This window comes from Actinomadura sp. NPDC023710 (assembly GCF_040639875.1).
GTDB classification, from domain to species: Bacteria; Actinomycetota; Actinomycetes; order Streptosporangiales; family Streptosporangiaceae; genus Spirillospora; species Spirillospora citrea.
Map to the genome: position 1 here is coordinate 44,236 of NZ_JBFAGB010000051.1, position 19,325 is coordinate 63,560.

General features: G+C 72.8%; 16 protein-coding genes. 7 read left to right on the forward strand and 9 right to left on the reverse strand.

The features are described 5' to 3' along the window. Nucleotides 1-11: 11 nt before the first annotated feature. The 6 genes from AB0H37_RS39285 to AB0H37_RS39310 all read right to left on the reverse strand — a co-directional run bounded on the left by AB0H37_RS39285 (nucleotide 12) and on the right by AB0H37_RS39310 (nucleotide 4,147). Nucleotides 12-218 carry a hypothetical protein gene (locus AB0H37_RS39285; protein ID WP_329091464.1) on the reverse strand — a complete coding sequence of 69 codons (207 nt, stop codon included), beginning with the start codon at nucleotides 216-218 and terminating at the stop codon, nucleotides 12-14. Between the two features lie 13 nt (nucleotides 219-231). Continuing rightward, on the reverse strand, nucleotides 232-414 hold the full coding sequence (locus AB0H37_RS39290; RefSeq protein ID WP_360617713.1) for a hypothetical protein: 183 nt from the start codon (nucleotides 412-414) through the stop codon (nucleotides 232-234). A 19-nt stretch (nucleotides 415-433) separates the two neighbouring features. After that, the gene (locus AB0H37_RS39295) at nucleotides 434-829 is read right to left on the reverse strand and encodes an STAS domain-containing protein (RefSeq protein WP_329091460.1); all 396 of its coding nucleotides are present in this window, start codon (nucleotides 827-829) and stop codon (nucleotides 434-436) included. 114 nt (nucleotides 830-943) lie between these two features. After that, nucleotides 944-2,581 carry an ABC transporter permease gene (locus AB0H37_RS39300; RefSeq protein WP_360617714.1) on the reverse strand — a complete coding sequence of 546 codons (1,638 nt, stop codon included), beginning with the start codon at nucleotides 2,579-2,581 and terminating at the stop codon, nucleotides 944-946. After that, nucleotides 2,578-3,480 carry an ABC transporter ATP-binding protein gene (locus tag AB0H37_RS39305; RefSeq protein ID WP_360617715.1) on the reverse strand — a complete coding sequence of 301 codons (903 nt, stop codon included), beginning with the start codon at nucleotides 3,478-3,480 and terminating at the stop codon, nucleotides 2,578-2,580. Before AB0H37_RS39305 ends, AB0H37_RS39300 begins: the two co-directional genes overlap by 4 nt. Continuing rightward, complete coding sequence (locus AB0H37_RS39310) at nucleotides 3,473-4,147, reverse strand: TetR family transcriptional regulator (RefSeq protein WP_329091454.1); 675 nt, start codon at nucleotides 4,145-4,147, stop codon at nucleotides 3,473-3,475. Before AB0H37_RS39310 ends, AB0H37_RS39305 begins: the two co-directional genes overlap by 8 nt. 125 nt (nucleotides 4,148-4,272) lie before the next feature. Between AB0H37_RS39310 and AB0H37_RS39315 the strand changes: the two genes are divergently transcribed. Genes AB0H37_RS39315 through AB0H37_RS39325 form a run of 3 tightly spaced genes read left to right on the forward strand, consistent with a single transcriptional unit; the run spans nucleotide 4,273 to nucleotide 9,750 of the window. Continuing rightward, nucleotides 4,273-5,322 carry an iron chelate uptake ABC transporter family permease subunit gene (locus AB0H37_RS39315; RefSeq protein WP_360617717.1) on the forward strand — a complete coding sequence of 350 codons (1,050 nt, stop codon included), beginning with the start codon at nucleotides 4,273-4,275 and terminating at the stop codon, nucleotides 5,320-5,322. Next, on the forward strand, nucleotides 5,319-6,335 hold the full coding sequence (locus AB0H37_RS39320; protein WP_360617718.1) for an iron chelate uptake ABC transporter family permease subunit: 1,017 nt from the start codon (nucleotides 5,319-5,321) through the stop codon (nucleotides 6,333-6,335). The genes AB0H37_RS39315 and AB0H37_RS39320 overlap by 4 nt, the downstream gene beginning before the upstream one ends. Before the next feature lie 52 nt (nucleotides 6,336-6,387). Further along, nucleotides 6,388-9,750 carry an amino acid adenylation domain-containing protein gene (locus AB0H37_RS39325; protein WP_360617719.1) on the forward strand — a complete coding sequence of 1,121 codons (3,363 nt, stop codon included), beginning with the start codon at nucleotides 6,388-6,390 and terminating at the stop codon, nucleotides 9,748-9,750. Nucleotides 9,751-9,757: 7 nt separating this feature from the next. Here AB0H37_RS39325 and entS read toward each other — a convergent pair whose 3' ends face one another. Further along, nucleotides 9,758-11,005: an enterobactin transporter EntS gene (gene entS / locus AB0H37_RS39330; protein WP_329091447.1), complete on the reverse strand. Its 1,248-nt coding sequence runs from the start codon at nucleotides 11,003-11,005 to the stop codon at nucleotides 9,758-9,760. 73 nt (nucleotides 11,006-11,078) lie between these two features. On the opposite strand from entS, the gene panD reads away from it, so the two are divergent. From panD to AB0H37_RS39350, 4 genes are all read left to right on the forward strand, one after another. Further along, the gene (gene panD, locus AB0H37_RS39335; protein ID WP_179834583.1) at nucleotides 11,079-11,480 is read left to right on the forward strand and encodes an aspartate 1-decarboxylase; all 402 of its coding nucleotides are present in this window, start codon (nucleotides 11,079-11,081) and stop codon (nucleotides 11,478-11,480) included. A gap of 2 nt (nucleotides 11,481-11,482) precedes the next feature. Further along, a complete protein-coding gene (locus tag AB0H37_RS39340) occupies nucleotides 11,483-13,051 on the forward strand; it encodes an AMP-binding protein (protein ID WP_360617722.1) in 1,569 nt (522 codons plus the stop codon). Nucleotides 13,052-13,156: 105 nt separating this feature from the next. After that, nucleotides 13,157-16,711 carry a protein kinase gene (locus AB0H37_RS39345; protein ID WP_360617723.1) on the forward strand — a complete coding sequence of 1,185 codons (3,555 nt, stop codon included), beginning with the start codon at nucleotides 13,157-13,159 and terminating at the stop codon, nucleotides 16,709-16,711. A gap of 288 nt (nucleotides 16,712-16,999) precedes the next feature. After that, nucleotides 17,000-17,632, forward strand: a complete 633-nt coding sequence (locus AB0H37_RS39350) for a dihydrofolate reductase family protein (protein ID WP_360617724.1) — start codon at nucleotides 17,000-17,002, stop codon at nucleotides 17,630-17,632. 69 nt (nucleotides 17,633-17,701) lie between these two features. Here AB0H37_RS39350 and AB0H37_RS39355 read toward each other — a convergent pair whose 3' ends face one another. Then, the gene (locus AB0H37_RS39355) at nucleotides 17,702-18,625 is read right to left on the reverse strand and encodes a hypothetical protein (RefSeq protein ID WP_360617726.1); all 924 of its coding nucleotides are present in this window, start codon (nucleotides 18,623-18,625) and stop codon (nucleotides 17,702-17,704) included. A 620-nt stretch (nucleotides 18,626-19,245) separates the two neighbouring features. After that, the coding region (locus AB0H37_RS39360; protein WP_360617731.1) for a zinc finger domain-containing protein at nucleotides 19,246-19,325 on the reverse strand (80 nt) is incomplete at its 5' end.

Below are 19,325 nucleotides of genomic sequence, written 5' to 3' on the forward strand. Positions count from 1 at the left end.
GCGTCGCGCGTTCAGGAGGGGGTGTTGCGGACGATCGGCAGGAGGTAGCGGCGGGCGAAGTCGCGGGCGCCCGCGTCGTCGAGGGGGATGGGGCCGTCCGGGGCGAGGACGAAGGTCTCGAAGGAACGCAGGGCGGCGTCCAGGATGCGGTCGGTCTGCGGCTCGCTCTCCGGGGCGCCGGTGAGCAGGCTCCGCAGGAGTTCGTCGTCGCTCGTCATCGTGCGGCCGACTCTAGCCGCCGCGCGCCCGCCCGGCGGAGCGGAGGGCGCGGGCGGCGACGGGGGAGTGGCGCAGCGGGGGCGGGGTCGCGGTGTGGGCGAGCCGCACACCGCGCGCGAAGTACCGGTCGGCGACGCCCGCGCCCACGACGGGGTGCGCGACCAGGAGGAGCAGGGTGGACCTGCTGGTGAACACGCCGCGGCGGACGGCGGGTTCAGCGGGCGGAGAGCGCGTCGAGGGCCTGCTCGGTGGTCGGGTGGGCGATGAGGTGCCGGTCCAGGCCGCTGCGTTCGATGATCGTGCGGAACCGGCGCTCCGGGCGGGCCAGGACGAGCTCGCCCCCGGAGGCGTGGGCGGCCTTCCACAGAGTGATCATCGCGTTCAGTCCCGAGGAGTCGCAGAAGCTCACCTCGCCGACGTCCAGGACGATCAGGGCCGGCCCGCTCATGGCCCGCATGTCGGCCAGGACGTGCTCGCGCAGCGCGTCGGCCGTCAGGATCGTGAGCTCCCCTTCCGCCTCTACCAGCAGGCAGGGGCCGCGGGCGTCGCTGCGGACCCGCAATGGATCGATGGGGGTTCCCTCCGGCGTCTCGCCGGCTCCGATGGACATGACCATCACCTCCCGTAGTCGCAAGATTGCGGAGTACCCGTGAAAGGGGAGGTCATGCGGGTTCCCGGGCGGGCCTGCCGGCGCCCGCCCGGGAACCGTCCGGCGGAGCGTCGATCAGGTGACGTCGCGGCGGCGGAAGGCGGCGAGTCCGACCGCGGCCAGTCCGGCCGCCACCGCGGTGAGCGCGAGAAGGGGGAGCGGGTCGGCGTCGCCGCCGGGCAGCTTCGGGGTGTGGGTGAAGGGGGACAGGTCCATGACCGCCTGCGGGAGGCCCAGCAGCGGTCCCACCTGGCCGAGGAGCAGGAAGACGGCGAGGACGCCCCATCCGGCGGACGCCGCGCGGGGGAGGGCGCCGAACAGCAGCATCGCGGCGGCGGCGACGACCCAGACCGACGGGAGCTGGGCCAGCGCCGCGCCGAGCTGGCGGGGAAGCTGGCCGGCGAGGTCGTCCGAGCGGGCGCCGTGGACCAGGCCCACGGCCAGGCCGGTGGCGGTGAGCATGACCACCGTCCCCGCGACGGTGTTCGCCAGGGCGGCGACGGCCCAGCGGGTGCGTCCGACGGCGGTCGCGAGGACGGGTTCCAGGCGTCCGGCGCTCTCCTCGGCGCGCAGCCGCAGGAGGCTCTGCACCGCGTAGGCGGCGGTGAACAGCGCCATGAGGCCCATGGCCGTGGCGAGGAACGCGTCCGCGATGTCCTGCTGGCCGCCCATCTTGCGGATGTCGTCCAGGACGGCGTCGCTGCCGTTGACCAGGTCGTCGACGCCGTCCGCGACCCCGCCGATCGCCAGCCCGTAGACCAGGAAGCCGCCGGCCCAGCCGAGCAGCGTCCCGCGCTGCAGCCGCCACCACAGAGAGAACGGGCCGCGCAGGGACGGCGGGGCGTGCGCGGGGCCGAGGGACGGAGCCAGGATCCCGGCGCCGAGGTCGCGGCGCTCGGTCAGCAGGTAGGCGGCGGCGACCAGCAGCACGAACGCGGCGAGGGGAAGCAGCAGGACGGCCCACTGCTCGTCCGCGCACGGGCGGACGCGCTGTGCCCAGCCGATCGGCGACAGCCACGAGACCCAGTGCGCCGAGCTCGCGTCGGCCACGCCGCGCAGCAGGTAGGACACGCCGAGGACGGCGAACGCCAGGCCGTTGGCCAGGCGCGAGGTCTCGGCGATCTGGGCGGTGAGCGCCGCGACGCCGGAGAACACCAGCCCGGCGCCGAACCAGGACAGCCCGAACGCGACCGAACCGGCCGCCGGCAGCCCGAAGAGGATCATGACGAGCGCGGCCACCGCCCCCAGGGTCCCGGCGGCGGTCACCGCGGTCAGGAGCGCCGCGGTGAGCGGCGCGCGGCGCCCGACGGCGGCGGCGCCGACCAGCTCCAGCCGGCCGGCCTCCTCCTCGGCGCGCGTGTGCCGGACGACCAGCAGGACGCACATCACCGCGGTGAACGCGGCGCCGGTCGCGCCGACCCGCCACGCGCTGAGCCCCGCGACGCTGCCGTCGTTCAGGACGGGCCCGTAGAGCGCCCGCGTGGACGGGTTGTCGTTGATGCCGCGCGCGAAGCTCGCGAGCGCCGAGGGCGTGTCGTACTCGTGCTTGAGGCTGTAGACGGTGCTGGAGACGAGCGCGGTCAGCCCGTAGATCCAGGCCGGCATCATGACGCGGTCGCGGCGCAGCCAGATCTTCAGCAGCATGCCCGCGCCGGCGAGGCCGCCGTCGCGGCCGACGTCGCGCGCGGGGGCGTGCAGGGTCGTGGCGGTCATGACGCGGTCTCCCTGGCGAGGTCGTCCTCGTAGTGGCGCAGGAACAGCTCTTCGAGCGTGGGCGGCCGGCTCGTCAGCGTCCGCACGCCGATCCGGGTGAGCTCCTTGAGCGCGGCGTCCAGCTCGGGGGTGTCGACCTCGAACCTGATGGTGGTGCCGTCGATGCGGACGTCGTGAGCCCCCGGCAGCGGGACGCCGTCCGCCGCGGCGGCGAGCTCGGCGTGGATGGACGTGCGGGTCAGGTGCCGCAGCTCGTCGAGCGTGCCGGTCTCGACCGTCCGGCCCTTGCGGATGATGGTGACGCGGTCGCAGAGCGCCTCGACCTCGCTGAGGATGTGGCTGGACAGAAGGACGGTGCGCCCGGCGCGCCTCTCCTCCCGCACGCACTCCTGGAAGACCTCCTCCATGAGCGGGTCGAGTCCTGAGGTGGGCTCGTCCAGGATGAGCAGTTCCGCGTCGGACGCGAACGCCGCGACGAGGGCGACCTTCTGCCGGTTGCCCTTGGAGTAGGCGCGGCCCTTCTTCTTCGGGTCGAGTTCGAAGCGGCCGAGCAGCTCGTCCCGCCGGTTCCCGTCGAGGCCGCCGCGCAACCGCCCGAGCAGGTCGATGACCTCGCCGCCGGACAGGTTCGGCCACAGCGTGACGTCGCCCGGGACGTAGGCGATGCGGCGGTGCAGGGCGGTGGCGTCGCGCCACGGGTCGCCGCCGAGCAGGCTCGCGGCGCCGGAGTCGGCGCGCATCAGCCCGAGCAGGACGCGGATGGTCGTGGACTTCCCGGCGCCGTTGGGGCCGAGGAACCCGTGCACCTCGCCGGGGGCGACGCGCAGGTCGAGGCCGTCGAGCGCGCGCGTCCGGCCGAACGTCTTGACCAGGCCGTCGGCCCGGACCACGTCATTCATCGTCGTCTCCCTTGATGCTCGCCTCGTACCGGTCCATCGCCGCGTGGGCGCGCGTGACGGTCTCCCGGTCGAGCAGTTGGTCGTCGAAGATCTCCAGGACCGCGCGGCGCAGCCGCAGCGACCCCTCGGGGGTGAAGGTGTCGACGCCGAGGACCCGGCTGAGGTGCTGGTGCAGCACCTCGATCCCGGTCGTCATCGCGACGATCGCGGCGGCGTAGGCCTGTGCGTCGCGGGTGGTGGGCGCGGCGGTCCCGGCCGGCGGATCCGCCAGGTACCGCTCGGTCACGTCGACCAGGTCGTCGAACACGCGGCCCGCCGCCGCCGAGCCGTCGACGAGCGCGCGGGCCAGGTAGCGCCGGACGGGCAGGTCCGCCTGGACGGCCGCGGCCAGGAATCCCGGGTCGCCCATCGCCTCGCCGGCGGAGGTCGAGCTGAGCTCGCGGACGGTGTCGAGCGCGTAGGCGTCGCACGCCTCGCGCAGTTCCTCCTTCGAGCCGAAGTGGTGCTGGACGAGCCCCACCGAGACCCCGGCGGCCTTGGCGATCCCGCGGAACGTCGCGCCCTTCATGCCGTGCTCCGCGAACTGCTGCAGCGCCGCGTCCCGGATCTTGGCCCGCGCCGTCAGGTCCTCGGGCGCCGGGCCCGCGGCCCGGCCGGTCCTCGCCATTCCCCACCTCCAATACAAGCGTTCAGCTTCCAATATGCATGTATACCATACGTCTGTATGGTCGCGAGCGCGAACGGAGGCGGCGGGGCGTTGAGAGGGGGGTTAGCTTAGGCTAGCCTTACCTCGTGTTTTCCCCTGCGCGAGAACGCCCGCCGAAATCCCCGGAACGGCACGGGCCGTCGCGCGGCGCGCATCCGTGGTGGTTCGTCCTGCTCACGGCGGTGCTGCTGCTCACCGTCGGGGCGAGCCTCGCGATCGGCGCCGGGGATGTCCCTCTCGCGGACGTGCTGCCGGGCGTTTTCTCCCCGGACGACGGCTCCCGGGCGCAGCTGATCGTCCATGAGCTGCGGCTGCCCCGCACCCTCCTCGGCGTCACCGTCGGCGTGGCGCTCGGTCTGGCGGGCGCGGTGATGCAGGCGCTCACCCGCAACCCGCTCGCCGAGCCGGGCCTGCTCGGCGTGAACGGCGGCGCGGCCCTCGCGGTCGTCCTCGTCATCGGCGCGTTCCGCGTGGACGACCTGCTCGTCTACGTGTGGGCGGCCTTCGCCGGAGCGGCGGGCGCGGCGGCCCTGGTCTACCTGATCGGCGCCCGCGGGCGCGGCGGCGCGTCGCCGGCGCGGCTGGTGCTCGCCGGCGCCGCCGTCAACGCCGTCTTCAGCGCGATGACGGCCGGCGTGATGCTGTTCACCCCGCGCACCTTCGGCGGCTTCCGGTTCTGGCAGGTCGGCTCGCTCGGCGGCCGCGACGTGCCCGTCTTCCTGCGCGTCCTGCCGTTCGTCCTCGCCGGGACGCTGCTCGCGCTGGCGCTCGCCCGCCCGCTGAACGCCCTCGGCCTGGGCGACGACGCGAGTCGCGCCCTCGGCTCCCGCCCCGGGTGGACGAGGGCGCTCGGGGCGCTCGCGGTGGTGCTGCTGTGCGGGTCCGCGACGGCGGCGGCCGGGCCCATCACGTTCCTCGGGCTGACCGTCCCCTTCATCGTCCGGACGGCGGTCGGCCCGGACCAGCGGCTCGTCCTGCCCTACTCGCTGCTGCTCGCGCCCGTCCTGCTGCTCGGCGCGGACATCATCGGCCGCGTCGTCACGCCCGGAGAACTGGAGACCGGCATCGTCACCGCCTTCCTCGGGGCGCCGTTGTTCGCGGTGATGGTCCGGAGGGGGAGGACGCGCGACCTATGAGAGTCATCCGTACGGCCGGGGTGTCACTGCGTTGGGAGCCGCGCTCGGCGGCGGTGTGCGGCGTGCTGGCCGCGGTCGCGGTCTGCGCGGCCGTCCTCGTCGTCGGCTCGGGGGAGTTCCCCATCGCGCCGCCGGACGTGGTGCGCGTCCTCCTCGGCAGGGGCGACCAGGCCACCGAGTTCATCGTCACGACCCTGCGCCTGCCGCGCGCCGTCACCGGCCTGCTCGCCGGACTGGCGCTCGGCTTGTCCGGGGCCGTCTTCCAGAGCATCTCCCGCAACCCGCTCGGCAGCCCCGACCTCATCGGCTTCACCACCGGCTCGGCGTCCGGTGCGCTGCTGCAGATCCTGGTGTTCGGCGGCGGGGCCGTCGCGATCACCGTCAGCTCGGTCGCGGGCGCCGTGCTGACCGCGCTCGCGGTGTACCTGGTCGCCTACCGCCGGGGCGGCGGCGTGCACGGCGTCCGGCTGGTGCTGATCGGCGTCGCGGCGGCGGCGATGCTGGAGGCGCTCAACTCCTATCTCATCACCCGCGCCGAACTGCGCGAGGCGTACGAGGCCGCGTTCTGGCTGACCGGCAGCCTCAACGGGCGGGACTGGGACCAGGCCGTCCCGCTCGCGCTCGCGCTGGCCGTCCTCGTGCCCGCGGCGCTGCTGCTGGCCCGGCCGCTCGGCATGGGGGAGCTCGGCGACGACGCCGCGCGGGCGCTCGGCGTGCCCGTCCAGCGGACGCGGGCGCTGCTGACGGTCGCCGGGGTGGGCCTCGTCGCGGCGGCGACCGCGGCGGCCGGTCCCGTCCCGTTCGTGGCGCTCGCCGCGCCGCAGCTCGCCCGGCGGCTGACCCGCCGCCCCGGCGCGCAGCTGCTGCCCGCCGCGCTGACCGGCGCGGCGCTGCTGGCGAGCGCGGACCTCGTCTCGCTGCACCTGCCGGTCGCGGTGCCGGTCGGCGTCGTCACCGGCGTCCTCGGCGGCGTCTACCTCGCGTGGCTGCTGTCCGCCTCCGGTCGGCGTTGACGGAGCCGGACGTCGCAATTAGGTTAGCCTTACCTAATTTGAGAGGAGTTCCGTGCTGACCTGGGATGAGCTCCACGCCGCGCTGGCCGAGGTGCTGGGCGAGCGCGCGGAGGCGGACGACAACCTCATCGAGCTGGGCATGGACTCGATCCGGCTCATGCAGCTCACCGGCCGGCTCCGGCGCAGGGGCATCGAGATCCGCTTCGCCGAGCTGGCCGAACGTCCGACGCTCGCCGGGTGGTGGGACCTTCTCGCCGAGAAGGGCCAGGTGGAGTCCTCGGCCGGGCCTGCCCCGGACACCGACGCGGCCGCGGTCGAATCGGACGACCCCTTCGCACTGGCGCTGATGCAGCACGCGTACTGGATCGGCCGCGACCCGGGCCAGGAGCTCGGCTCGGTCGCCGCCCACCTGTACGTCGAGCTGGACGGGCGCGCGATCGACCCGGCCCGTTTCGAGTCGGCCGTGGGCGCTCTGGTGCGGCGGCACCCGATGCTGCGCGCCGCCGTCCGCGACGACGGGACGCAGCAGATCCTGCCCGAACGTCCCGGTCCGCTCGTCACCGTCCACGACCTGCGCTCCTCCTCCGACCCGGACGCCGAACTGGAGCGCGTCCGGGACGAGATGTCGCGGCAGCGGCTCCCCATCGAGGACGGCCGCGTCTTCGACGCCCGGCTCAGCCTCCTCCCGGACGGCGCCGCGCGCCTCCACCTGGACGTCGACATGGTCGCCGCCGACGCGATGAGCTACCGCGTCATGCTGGCCGACCTCGCCGCGCTGTACGAGGGCGAGACCCTCGCGCCGATCCGCTACGGCTACGCCCGCTACCTCGCCGACGACCCCCGCGCGGAGGCCCGCGCCGCCGACCGCCGCTGGTGGGCCGACCGCCTCGCCGACCTCCCCGGCCCGCCCGAGCTGCCGGTCGTCGCGGAGCCGGGGAACCGCGTCGAGCGCAAGCACCACTGGCTGCCGCCGGACGCCAAGGACCGCTTCATCGCCCGCGCGCACGCCGAGGGCGTCACCCCCGCCATGGCGCTCGCGGCGGTGTTCGCCGAGGTGATGGGCGCCTGGTCGGCGACGCCCCGGTTCCTGCTCAACCTGCCGCTGTTCCACCGCGAGCCCGTCCACCCCGACGTCGACAAGGTCGTCGGCGACTTCACCGGGTCCATCATGCTGGAGGCCGACCTCACCGAGAACCTCCCGTTCGTCGAGCGCGCCCGCGCTCTCCAATCGAACCTGCACACGGCCGGCGCGCACAGCGACTACTCGGGGCTGGAGGTGCTGCGGGACCTGTCGCGGTTGCGCGGTGAGCAGGTGCTCGCCCCGATCGTCTACACGAGCGCCCTCAACCTGGGCGAGCTGTTCGGCGACCGCGTCCGCGAGCTGTTCGGCGAACCCGGATGGATCATCTCGCAGGGCCCGCAGGTGCTGCTGGACGCGCAGGTGACCGAGGTGTCCGGCGGCCTGCTGCTGAACTGGGACGTGCGCCTGCCCGCGTTCCCGGACGGCGTCGCGGAGGCGATGTTCGACGCCTACACCGCCGCGATCACCCGTCTCGGCGCGCCCGGCGCCGACTGGGACACGCCCCTCGGCATCGCCGCCACACCGTCCCAGCTCCGCGTCAGGCACGGGTCGAACGCCACGCCCGCGCCGCCGCCCCGCACGCTGACCGAGGGCTTCTTCGAGCACGCCGCGCGCCGCCCGGACGCCGCGGCCCTGCACTGGGGCGACGACGGGACGATGACCTACGGCGAGCTCGCCGACCGCGCCCTGCGGATCGCGTCGGGGCTGGCGGCCGAGGGCGTCCGCCCCGGCGACCGGGTCTCGATCGAACTCCCCAAGGGGCCCGGCCAGGCCGCCGCCGCGCTCGGAGTGCTGGCGGCCGGCGCCGCCTACGTCCCGATCGGCCCCGAGCAGCCGGAGGCGCGGCGCGCGAGGATCCGCGCGAGCGCCGGGGTCGCCGCCTCGCTCACCCCAGGCGGCGTCGCCGAGGCCGACCCGCCGCCCGGGCCGGTCGCGGTGCGTCCCGACCAGGTCGCCTACGTGCTGTTCACCTCCGGGTCGACCGGCGAGCCCAAGGGCGTGGAGGTCTCGCACGGAGCGGCGATGAACACCATCGGCGACCTGGTCGAGCGGTTCGCGATGGGGGCGGACGACGTCACGTTCGCGATCTCGGCGCTCGACTTCGACCTGTCGGTGTTCGACCTGTTCGCCGCCTGGCACGCGGGCGGCGCCGTGGTCGTCCCGGACGAGGACGAGCGGCGCGACGCCGCCCGGTGGGGCGAACTGGCGCGGCGCTGGTCGGTGACCGTGCTGAACTGCGTCCCGTCCGTCCTGGAGATGCTCCTGCGCGCGGGCCGGGCGGAGAGCCTGCGGCTCGTCCTGCTCGGCGGCGACTGGGTGGGGACGCACCTGCCCGGCCTGCTGCGCGAGAACGCGCCGGGCTGCCGCTTCGTGGCCCTCGGAGGCACGACGGAGACGGCGATCCACTCGACGGTGCAGGAGGTCGCCGGCGACGTCCCCGCCGACTGGCACGCCGTCCCGTACGGGGTGCCGCTGCGCGGGGTCGCGTGCCGGGTGGTGGACGAGCTGGGCCGCGACCGCCCCGACTGGGTCACCGGCGAGCTGTGGATCGGCGGCGCCGGCGTCGCGGACGGCTACGCCCGCGACCCGGCCCGGACCGCCGACCGGTTCGTCCTCTGGGAGGGCACGCGCTGGTACCGGACCGGCGACCTCGCCCGCTACCGCCCGGGCGGGACCATCGAGTTCCTCGGCCGCCGCGACCACCAGGTGAAGGTGCGCGGGTTCCGGATCGAGCTCGGCGAGGTCGAGGCCGCGCTGCGCGACCATCCCGCCGTGGCGCGCGCCGTCGCGCTCCTCGCCGGCGGCCGCCTCGCCGCCGCCGTGGTGGCGCCCGCCGAGACCGACCGGGACGCCGTGCTCGCCCGCGTCCGCGACCTGCTGCCCCCGCACATGGTCCCGGAACTGCTCGTGCGCGTGGACGAACTGCCGCTCACCGCGAACGGCAAGGTCGACCGCAGGGCGCTCACGGCCCTCGCCGCCGCCGAGGCCGGCGGGGCGTCCGCGACCCGCGCCGAGCCGAAGACGTCCCTGGAGAAGGTGCTGGCCCGGATCGTCGCCGAGGTGCTGGGGAGGGAACGCGTCGGCGCGGACGCCGACTTCTTCGCCCTCGGCGGCGACTCCGTTCTCGCCACCACCGTGCTCGCGCGGCTGCGCGAGGCGCTCGACACGACGGCGCTGCCCGTCCGCGTCCTGTTCGCAGAGCGGACGATCGCGCGGATCTGCCGCCGCTTCACCGAACTGGAGGAGACGCCGGGGCGCCTGGAATCCGTCGCCGCCATCTGGCTGGAGGTCGAGGCCATGACCGAGGAGGAACTGACCGCGCGCCTCGGGTGAGCCAGGGTCAGCCGGGCTCGGGCTCCGGCCGCAGCGTCGCGGTCCGGAGTCCGGTGAGGGTCAGCGCCAGTGCCAGCGCGAGGACGGCGCTGACCGTCCCGTACAGGACGATGGCGGCGCCCGGGGCGAGGTACCGGCCGAGCGCCCCGGCGCCGAGCGACCCGATGGCGCCGCCGCCCGTCTCCTGCGCCGACCACAGCGCGTTCACCCGTCCGAGATGCGAGTCGGGCGTGTGGGACTGGATCAGCCCGTACCGCAGGATCTCCTCGATCGACTGGACGAACCCGTAGACGAACAGGATCGCGACGGCGAGCGCCGGGTGACGGGCGAGGCCGAGGCACGCGAGCGCGACGAATCCGGAGACGGACGCGACGAGCAGCGCCAGGCCCGGCGCCCGGGCCCGCCCGGCCCAGCCGCTCGTCAGGGAGGCCAGCACCGCGCCGCAGGCCGGCGCGGCGAACAGCAGCCCCACCGTGGTGGCGCCGCCGTCAAGGCTCCGGCTCGCGAACGCCGGCATCAGGACGGGGATGCCGCCCGCGACCATGAACAGCAGGCCGAGGAGCATCAGCGACCCGACGACCCGATGCGAGGCGACGAAGCGGAACCCGTCCCAGACGGACCTCAGCGGATTGGCGTCCGCCTCCTCCACGGCGGCGGGCCTGAGCTGCGGCAGCCCGGTCAGCAGCGCGAGGGTGCCGAGCGTCCCGGCCGCCGCGGCCGCGTAGTTCCAGCCCACGCCGAACGCCGACACCACGAGCCCGCCGAGCGCGGGGGAGGCCATCGACCCGAGCCGGACGGTCAGCGCGTTCAGCGCCCCCGCCGCGACGAGCTTGTCGGGTGCGACCAGCGCCGGTGTCGCGGCCAGCAGCGCGGTGATGCTGACGCCGGTCATCAGCCCGTCCCACGCCGCCAGCGCGTACAGGGCGGCCAGCGAGGGGGCGGGCAGGAACGCGTTGAGCGCCAGCAGGACGAACCCGATCCCGGCCGCCGCCCGCGCCCGCAGCATCAGGCGCCGCCGGTCGTGCCGGTCGGCCAGCACCCCGCCCCAAAGGAACCCGGCGAGGAGCGCGAAGCCCTCGGCGGCGGACACCCCGCCCACGTGCACGGTGGACCCGGTGAGGTCGTACACCTGCACCGGAAGGGCCACCGCCAGCATGCCGATCCCGAAGACCGAGACGGTGCGGGCGATGAACACGTTGCGGAACGGCCTGCTGTCGCGCAGCGGCCCGACGTCGATGACCAGTCGCCGGAGCATCCTCGGGGTTCTCCTCTGCCGATCGAGTAGCTAAGGTTAGCCTAGCCTTAGTTGATCGTGAGAAAGAGGAGCCGTGCAGCGGACGCTGATGAACGGGAAGATCCACCGAGCGACCGTCACCCAGGCGGACCTGCACTACGTGGGCTCGCTGACGATCGACGCCGACCTGATGGCCGCGGCCGACATCGTGGAGGGCGAGCAGGTCCACCTCGTCGACATCGACAACGGCGCCCGGCTCGTCACCTACGCCATCACCGGCGAGGCGGGCAGCGGCGTCATCGGCGTCAACGGCGCGGCCGCCCGCCTCGTCCAGCCCGGCGACCTGGTGATCATCATCACCTACGCCGGCGTGGAGGACCCGTCCCGGCACGAGCCCCGCGTCGTCCACGTCGACGCCGCGAACCGCATCGTCGCCCTCGGCTCCGACCCGGCCGAGCCGGTCCCCGGCGCCCCCGCCCAGCTCGCGGGGCGGTGACCGTGGACGGCCTCACCCCCTGGCCCGCCGACCTCGAAGCCCGCTACAAGGCCGAGGGCCACTGGACCGACCGCCTCCTCGGGGACGTCCTGCGCGGCGACCCGGCCGCCCCCGCCCTCGTCGCCGGCCACGACCGCCTCACCTACGCCGAACTGGACGCCCGTGCCGCCCGCACCGCTGCCGGTCTCCTCGCCCTGGGCCTGCGACGCGGCGACCGCGTCGTCGTACAGCTTCCGAACACCGCGGGCTTCATCGTCGCGTTCCTCGCCCTCGTCCGCATCGGCGCCGCGCCCGTCCTCGCGCTCCCCGCGCACCGCGAGAGCGAGATCCGCTACCTCTGCGAGCTCTCCGAGGCCCGCGCCTACATCTGCGCCGACCGCGACGGCGACTTCGACTACCGCGAGCTGGCCCGCACGCTCCCCGTGGAACACGTGATCGTCGAAGGTGAGGCCGAGGAGTTCACCTCTCTGGCCTCCATCGACGCCGAGCCGGCGGCGGCCCCCGCCCCCGCCCCCTCCGACGTGGGCGTCTTCCTGCTCTCCGGCGGCACCACCGGCCTTCCGAAGCTGATCCCACGGACGCACCGCGACTACGTCTACAACCTGGAGGCCAGCGCCGAGCTCTGCGGCTTCGACCGCGACACCGTCTACCTGGTCGTCCTCCCGGCCGCGCACAACTTCGCCCTGGCCTGCCCCGGCATCCTCGGCGTCTTCGCCACGGGCGGCACGGTCGTCCTCTCGCCCTCCGGCTCCCCGGACGAGGCGTTCCCCCTCATCGAACGCGAGCGTGCCACCGCCTGCGCGGTCGTCCCCCCGATCGCCCTCCTCTGGCAGGACGCGGTGACCTGGTCGGACGAGGACATCTCGTCCCTGAAGCTGCTCCAGGTGGGCGGCGCCAAGCTCGCCGCCGAACGCGCCGCCGAGATCCCGGACGCCCTGGACTGCCAGCTCCAGCAGGTCTTCGGCATGGCCGAGGGCCTCCTCAACTACACCCGCCTGGACGACCCGCGCGACCTGATCGAACGGACCCAGGGCCGCCCCCTCTCCCCGGCGGACGAGATCCGCGTCGTGGACGAGGACGGCAAGCAGGTGGCGCCAGGCGACGTGGGCGAACTCCTGACCCGGGGCCCGTACACCCTCCGCGGCTACTACCGCGCCCCCGAGCACAACGCCCGCTCCTTCACCCCGGACGGCTTCTACCGCACCGGCGACCTGGTCAGGGAGCTGCCGTCCGGTCACCTCATCGTCGAGGGCCGCGAGAAGGACCAGATCAACCGGGGCGGCGACAAGATCTCCGCCGAGGAACTGGAGAACCACCTCCTGGCCCACCCGGCGATCCACGACGCGGCCGTGGTCGGCGTCCCCGACGCGGTCATGGGCGAGCGCACCTGCGCCTTCCTGGTCATCAGGGAGGGGGAGAAGGCGCCCGGCCTGCGCGAGATCAAGGACTTCCTCCGCACCCGCGGCGTCGCCGCCTACAAGCACCCCGACCGCCTGGAGACGGCCACCGCGTTCCCCCGGACACCGGTCGGCAAGATCAGCAAGAAGGCGCTCGCCGCCCGCCTCCGATGAGATCGTCACCGGTTCGTCGACCGGTGTTACCCGTTTCACGCGAACGCCGCCGCCGGGGTCGGCATCCTAATGGACAATCATGTCTATTAGGCGAGGAGACCTTTTGTGGCAGCCGATCCGCTGGGACCCGGTGATCCGACGAGGCTCGGCGACTACCTTCTCGCAGGCCGGCTCGGCGCCGGCGGGCAGGGTGTCGTGTACGAGGGGTACGGCCCGGACGGCGTGCGGGTCGCGGTCAAGGCGCTCCACGGCGACTACTCGGCCCTGCACCGCGACCTGTTCGTCCGCGAGGTCGAGGCGGTGCGGCGCGTCTCGCAGTTCTGCACGGCGCGCGTCCTCGCCGTCGACCTGGACAACGCGCTCCCGTACGTCGTCAGCGAGTACGTCGCGGGTCCGACCCTCCAGCAGGCCGTCGACGAGGACGGCCCGTACAAGCCGGACGACCTGTACCGGCTGGCGGTCGGGATAGCGACCGCGCTGACCACCGTCCACCGGGCGGGCGTCGTCCACCGCGACCTGAAGCCCGCCAACGTGCTGCTGGGACCGGACGGCCCCCGCGTCATCGACTTCGGCATCGCCCGCACCGAGGACATGTCGCAGAGCGCGACCGGCATGAAGGGGACGCCGCGGTACATGGCGCCCGAGGTGTTCCAGGGGAAGACCCCCGGGCCCGCCGTGGACGTCTGGGCCTGGGGCGCCACGATCCTGTTCGCCGCGTCCGGCCGCACTCCGTTCGACGGCGACTCCCTGCCCAAGCTGATGCACGCCGTCCTGAACACCGCCCCGGACACCTCGATGGTGCCCGAGCGGCTGCGGCCCATGGTCGAGGCCGCGCTGGCCAGGGACCCGGGACGGCGTCCCGACGCGCCGGGCCTGCTCCTCGACCTGCTCGGCGGACGGCCTGACGCGGATCTTCTGGAGCAGGGGGAACGGGAGGCACGCGCCGTCCGCACACCCAGGGCCGCGCCCCCGCCCCTGGGCGAGCGCGCCGAGACGGTGATGCGGAGCCTTGCCCCGGAGGCGCAACCGGCCGTCCCGCAGATCCTGCTGCGGATGGTGTCGCCCGGCGACGATCTCCTCCGCCCGGCGGCGCGCGCCGAGTTCAGCGACGGCCGCACGCCGGAGCCCGTGATCGACGCCGTCCTCTCGGCGTTCACCCAGGCCGGCCTCACCCGCTGGGACGGGCAGCGCCTCACCCTCGCCTCCCCGGCGCTGCTCCGCGCCTGGCCGCGGCTCCGCGACTGGGCCGCCGCCGAACGGCCGGGCCTGGACGTTCACCAGGAACTCGCCGAGGGTGCGCGGCTGTGGGACGCGCACGGCCGCAAGGCCGGCGACCTCCTCCAGGGGACCCGCCTCGAACGCGCGATGACCTGGGCCGTCGGAGGCGGCCGCGCGCTGCGGCCGAACACGCTGGAGCAGGCGTTCCTGGACGCCGGGCGCGCGTCCGTCCGCCGCCGGTCCACCGTGCGGACGGCGGTGTCCGGGGTCCTCGCCGTCCTGCTGCTGGTGACGGTGGTCGCGGGAGTTCTCGTCTTCCAGCAGGGCCGCACCGTGGCGCGGCAGCGCGACGACGCGGAGGCGCGTCGCCTGGCGGCCGTGGCGATGTCCACCCGCAAGAGCGACCCGAGGACGGCGCGCCGTCTGGCCATCGCCGCCGGTGCCCTCTCCGACACGAAGGAGACCAGGGAGGCGCTGGTCGCGCTGCGGTACCAGTGGGAGAGCGACGTCTTCACGCCGCCCGGCGTGAGCGCGACGACCCGGCGCCAGCCGTCGCCTGGCGGCCGCGTCCTCGCCGTCGTGGACGCCGGAAAGGCCGGCGTCTGGAACATCGACACTCACACCAAACTGCACGAATTCAGCATCATCGGCGCCGGCACTCTCGACCTCGTCGTCACCGACGACGCGCGCACCATGGTCACCTGGGCCGACGACGGGACGGCCCGCGTCTGGGACACCTCGTCCGGCAAGGAACGCGGCAGGCTGCCCATCGGCAAGGCCGGCGCCAACGCGACGGTCTTCGACGGGATCGACCTGAGCCCGTCCGGACACCTCCTGCTCGCCGGCAACCGCGACGCCCGCACGGTCTGGGACCTGCGGACCCTCCGGCAGGTCCCGCTGAGCTGGACACGCCCGAAGGACGGCGTCGAGATCCTCACCGCCGACGCGGGCGACCAGCTCGTCGCGGGCGTCACACCCCAGGGCGCGGTGCACGTCGACCAACTGGCGGCCAGAACGACGATCGCGCTGCCCCGCCTCAACAAGGCGCTCAAGGGAAGGTACGTCAGCGCGGCGAAGGTGAGCCCCGACGGTTCGCTGCTGGCCATGGCGAACGCTCCCGCCACGGGCAAGAAGGCGGAGATCCTGATCTGGAAGCTGGGTGCGGACGAGCAGTACCTCAGGCTCGCGCCCGCGAACACGTACGGCGCCCTCGCCTTCAGCCAGGACGGCCGCTATCTGGCGCAGGGCAGGACCATGTGGCGACTCAAGGACGGCGGCGCCACCCAGTCCACCCCCGACGAACCCGTGATCCGCTACGCGCCGAACGCGGACTGCGCCCTGGTCCGCTTCGTCGAGCAACGGGCCCTGCGCTGCATCGAGCCGGCGACCGGCCAGATCTCGTCCCTGGACATCAGCACCTTCCTGAGCACCAAGGTCATCCAGGGAAGCGGTCTGTTCCAGAAGACGACCATCTCCGCGGACGCCTCGACCATGGCGTACCGCAGCGGAGGCTCGGTGCACTTCTGGGACGTCCGGCGAAAGAGCGCCGTCAACCGGGGGTTCAGCCTCTCGTCCGACTACGAGTACTCCGGCAACGGCAACGATCTCGCTCTCAGCGCCGACGGCGGGCGGCTCGCCATCTACAAGAACGCCCGCACGGTCACCATCACCGATGCCAAGAAGTTCGCAAAGCTCGGCGACGTGACGCTGCCCCAGCCCGCCGACAGGATCCAGGCGATGGCCCTGTCCCCGGACGGCCGCGGCCTGGCCCTCCTGGTCCGCCGTGGCACCGCGGGAGAACTCCAGCTCTGGGACGCGAAGACGTTCCGGCAGATCCGCGCGGTGCCCTCCTCAGCCGACACCTTCGTCAAACGCATCGTCTTCCGCCCGGACGGCAAGGCCCTGATGACGGACGGCAAGTCCGGCCTGATCGAGTATCCGTCCGGCCGCGTCCTGGCCAGAAGCGACGACACCTTCCTCAGCACCCTTCTCACCATGAGCCGTGACGGCCGAACGATCGTGAGCGCCGAGGGAACCGAGGCGGACCAGAAAGTCCTCCTCACCGACGGCCGGACGCTCCGCTCGCGCGGCCTGATCCTGCGCGGCCACAAGGGCTACGTCAGGGCCGCCGCGATCTCCCCGGACGGCACCCTCCTCGCCACCGGCGACGCACTCGGTCAGATCCGCCTGTGGGAGGTCGAATCCGGCCGCCCCTACGCACTGCCCCTGACCGGCCACCAGACCGAGATCAGCGCCCTGGCGTTCTCCCGGGACGGCAAGTCCCTCACCAGCGCCGCCGAAAGCGGCACCGTCCTCACTCACGACCTGGCCCCCGCCCAGACCAGGGCGGCCCTCTGCCGGAGCACCACGGGCGGCCTGACAAAGAAGGAATGGAACCAAGCCCTCCCCACCCTCGACTACCGCCTCACCTGCCCCGAATGAGCGCCAATGCGCCGATCTCAATGGCGAGACCGGCGCGGCGGGCGTAAGCCGGAAGCGTCCAGGCGCCCTCGTCCGAGCCACAGAGACGAGGGCGCCGATGACGAACCCGTGGCGGCCTGGACGCTCCCGGGACACCCTGCTGCATGCGCCAAGTCGGGTCGGCGTGTGCTGTTCGAGGAACTGGAAGTGCGGGTACAGAGCGCTGAGGGTGCCATCGCAACGATGAGTCTGACGGCGCCCACAGGTCTACCTCCCGAACCCACGCAACCAACTCATCGGGAGCAAGACATGGGCCTCATACACCTAGAGCTGTTCGCGACCCTTGACCTCGTCGGGCAGGCGCCCGGCGGCCCCGACGAGGACCCGGTGGGGTTCCCGTTCGGCGGCTGGCAGGCGCCCCTCCTGGACGAGGCCACCGGGGCGCAGATCGGTGCCGCGTACGAGGGCACGGACGCCCTCCTGCTCGGCCGGCGGACGTACGACATCTTCGCCGCCTACTGGCCGCACCAGGAGGGCGGCGAGGACAACCAGATCGCCACGCTCTTCAACAGCGTCCCGAAGTACGTGGCCTCCCGCGGCAGGCCCGACCTCTCGTGGGCCGGTTCCACGCAACTCGGCCCAGACTTGGCGGGCGCGGTGCGTGAGATCCGCGACCGGCACGAGCACATCAAGGTCGTCGGAAGCCTGAACCTGGTGCAGACCCTCCTGCGCGACAAGCTCTTCGACCGTCTCGACCTCTGGGTGCACCCGATAGTGCTCGGCGTCGGAAAGAAGGTCTTCGACGGCGGCGAGGTCCCCACGAACCTCACCCTCCTCGAACCACCGTCAGCGGCCTCGAACGGCACCGTGTACCTACGCTACGGACTGGCCGACGGCATCCCCGCGACGGGCGACATGACCGCACCCGACCGCGACACCTGAAGCCATCCCGCGCCATGCCTACCGGGCGCTCGATCGAACGGCGGGGAGGTGGGCCTCCCCGCCGCCAGGTCAGTCAGAGCCGGACTTCCGGCCCTGGAACCTCGTCGTCCCACAGGAGGCGACGAGGATCAGGCCGATCGCCACCAGCCCGAGAGGGCCGGGAGCCGTCTGTGCCACGAGCATTCCCATCAAGGTCCCGATGAGGGTCCGCAGCGGGAGGAGCATCGCGCTCGTCGACGCCAGTAGTCCTCGCTCGTAGGCCTTCGTCATGACGACGCCGCCGAGGAGCGCACCGAGTATTCCGCTGGCCGCACAGATCAGCAGGTAGGGCCAACGGTCGGCGGTCATGCCATCCCAGCCACCTTCCATGGTCCACGCGCCCACTGCGAGGATGGCGAAAGCGGGGATGCCGGAAAGGGTGTTGGCCTTTCCCTTGATGCTCAGATCGAGCATCTCCATTCGCTTCTGCATGAAGGCGTACGTGGCCGCCCCGATGGTCAGGATTCCCACACCCGGGACCCAGCCGGGAATCGGCTGATCCAGGATACGGATGCGCGGGACGGCATCCGAGAAGACCCCTCCGGTCGCGCCGGGAACCGTGTCCCTCGCAAGGGCCCAGGTACCCAGCACGGCCAAAATCGGCCACAAGGCGGTCGAGTAGGTCTTCTTCCGGACGTCTCGAAAGACATCCGCGCCGAAAATGAAAGCCGCGCTGAACAAGAACGACAGCGGTTGCATGACCTCCAGCCGGACCCACCTCAGAACGAACTGGAAAGTCAGACTGTTCGTTCCCAGAGCGGAGCCCAGCAGGATGGCGTGCTTCCAGACGGACCAGTGGCTCCGCAACGGCGGCCTGTAGACGTACCAGAAGACCGGCGTTCCGGAAGCGACGATGACCAGCGCCGTCGTCACCGGTCCGACATGTTCGGTTACGCCGACGGCCACCAGCAGGTAGCCGTTGACAGCGCCCGTCAGGTTGGCGAAGACCGCCATCGCGAGCACTTTCCTATCTGCGGCGCGAAGGTCGCCTGCCAGCGACCGCAAGCGCGCAAGAGGCCCTGCGGAAAAATCTCGCAGGCGCCCTTTCTTCCTATTCACGAGATCCCCTTTGGTTTGCGGGGGCGCACAAAGGAATCTCGAGATCATCACTCCCGGTCCTCTGTTGCGCCCGCTACTGCGAAGCAACTCGAGAGCCGGGATGGCTCTTCGGTTTGTGGTTCTCCCCTTAGTCTATCAGCAGGGGCGGCAAGCCGCCGATAAACGCGACATCGGCGTACAAAGCGATGCCGAGAAGACGGGGCTCGCCGCGCAGTTCGACGCTCAGAAGGCTCGCATGCGCGGGAGGTCCTTAGGTGACGGCGGCTGTGATGTCAGGTCAGGAACCGGGGGCCGGTGCCGGGAGCCCGTTCAAGTGCGACGACGACGCGATCAAGGGAGTTGAAGTCATAGAATTCATCGTTCTCGATGTTCCAGCGATCGTCCGCACAAAAGGGCCCGAACGTCCATCCTGCCTCGATTGCTTGCAGACGATCTCACGACTCAGCGTGCAGGTTGGAGGCCATCGACCGTGAATACCTGGGGCGAGGATCGGGGCGAATGCCGATGCCGCCTTGCTATGCCCCATCCGGTTGGCATTGGGGGCACCAGACCGTTCGGCGGCCGGAGAGGCGGCGGCTTTTCAGAGGGGTGCCGC

Bases quoted from the DNA above. Each gene is read 5' to 3' on its own strand.
- AB0H37_RS39285 (WP_329091464.1), bottom strand. From the start codon at position 218: ATGACGAGCGACGACGAACTCCTGCGGAGCCTGCTCACCGGCGCCCCG.
- AB0H37_RS39295 (WP_329091460.1), bottom strand. From the start codon at position 829: ATGTCCATCGGAGCCGGCGAGACGCCGGAGGGAACCCCCATCGATCCA.
- AB0H37_RS39300 (WP_360617714.1), bottom strand. From the start codon at position 2,581: ATGACCGCCACGACCCTGCACGCCCCCGCGCGCGACGTCGGCCGCGAC.
- AB0H37_RS39305 (WP_360617715.1), bottom strand. From the start codon at position 3,480: ATGAATGACGTGGTCCGGGCCGACGGCCTGGTCAAGACGTTCGGCCGG.
- AB0H37_RS39310 (WP_329091454.1), bottom strand. From the start codon at position 4,147: ATGGCGAGGACCGGCCGGGCCGCGGGCCCGGCGCCCGAGGACCTGACG.
- AB0H37_RS39320 (WP_360617718.1), top strand. From the start codon at position 5,319: ATGAGAGTCATCCGTACGGCCGGGGTGTCACTGCGTTGGGAGCCGCGC.
- entS (WP_329091447.1), bottom strand. From the start codon at position 11,005: ATGCTCCGGCGACTGGTCATCGACGTCGGGCCGCTGCGCGACAGCAGG.
- AB0H37_RS39350 (WP_360617724.1), top strand. From the start codon at position 17,000: ATGGGCCTCATACACCTAGAGCTGTTCGCGACCCTTGACCTCGTCGGG.
- AB0H37_RS39355 (WP_360617726.1), bottom strand. From the start codon at position 18,625: ATGGCGGTCTTCGCCAACCTGACGGGCGCTGTCAACGGCTACCTGCTG.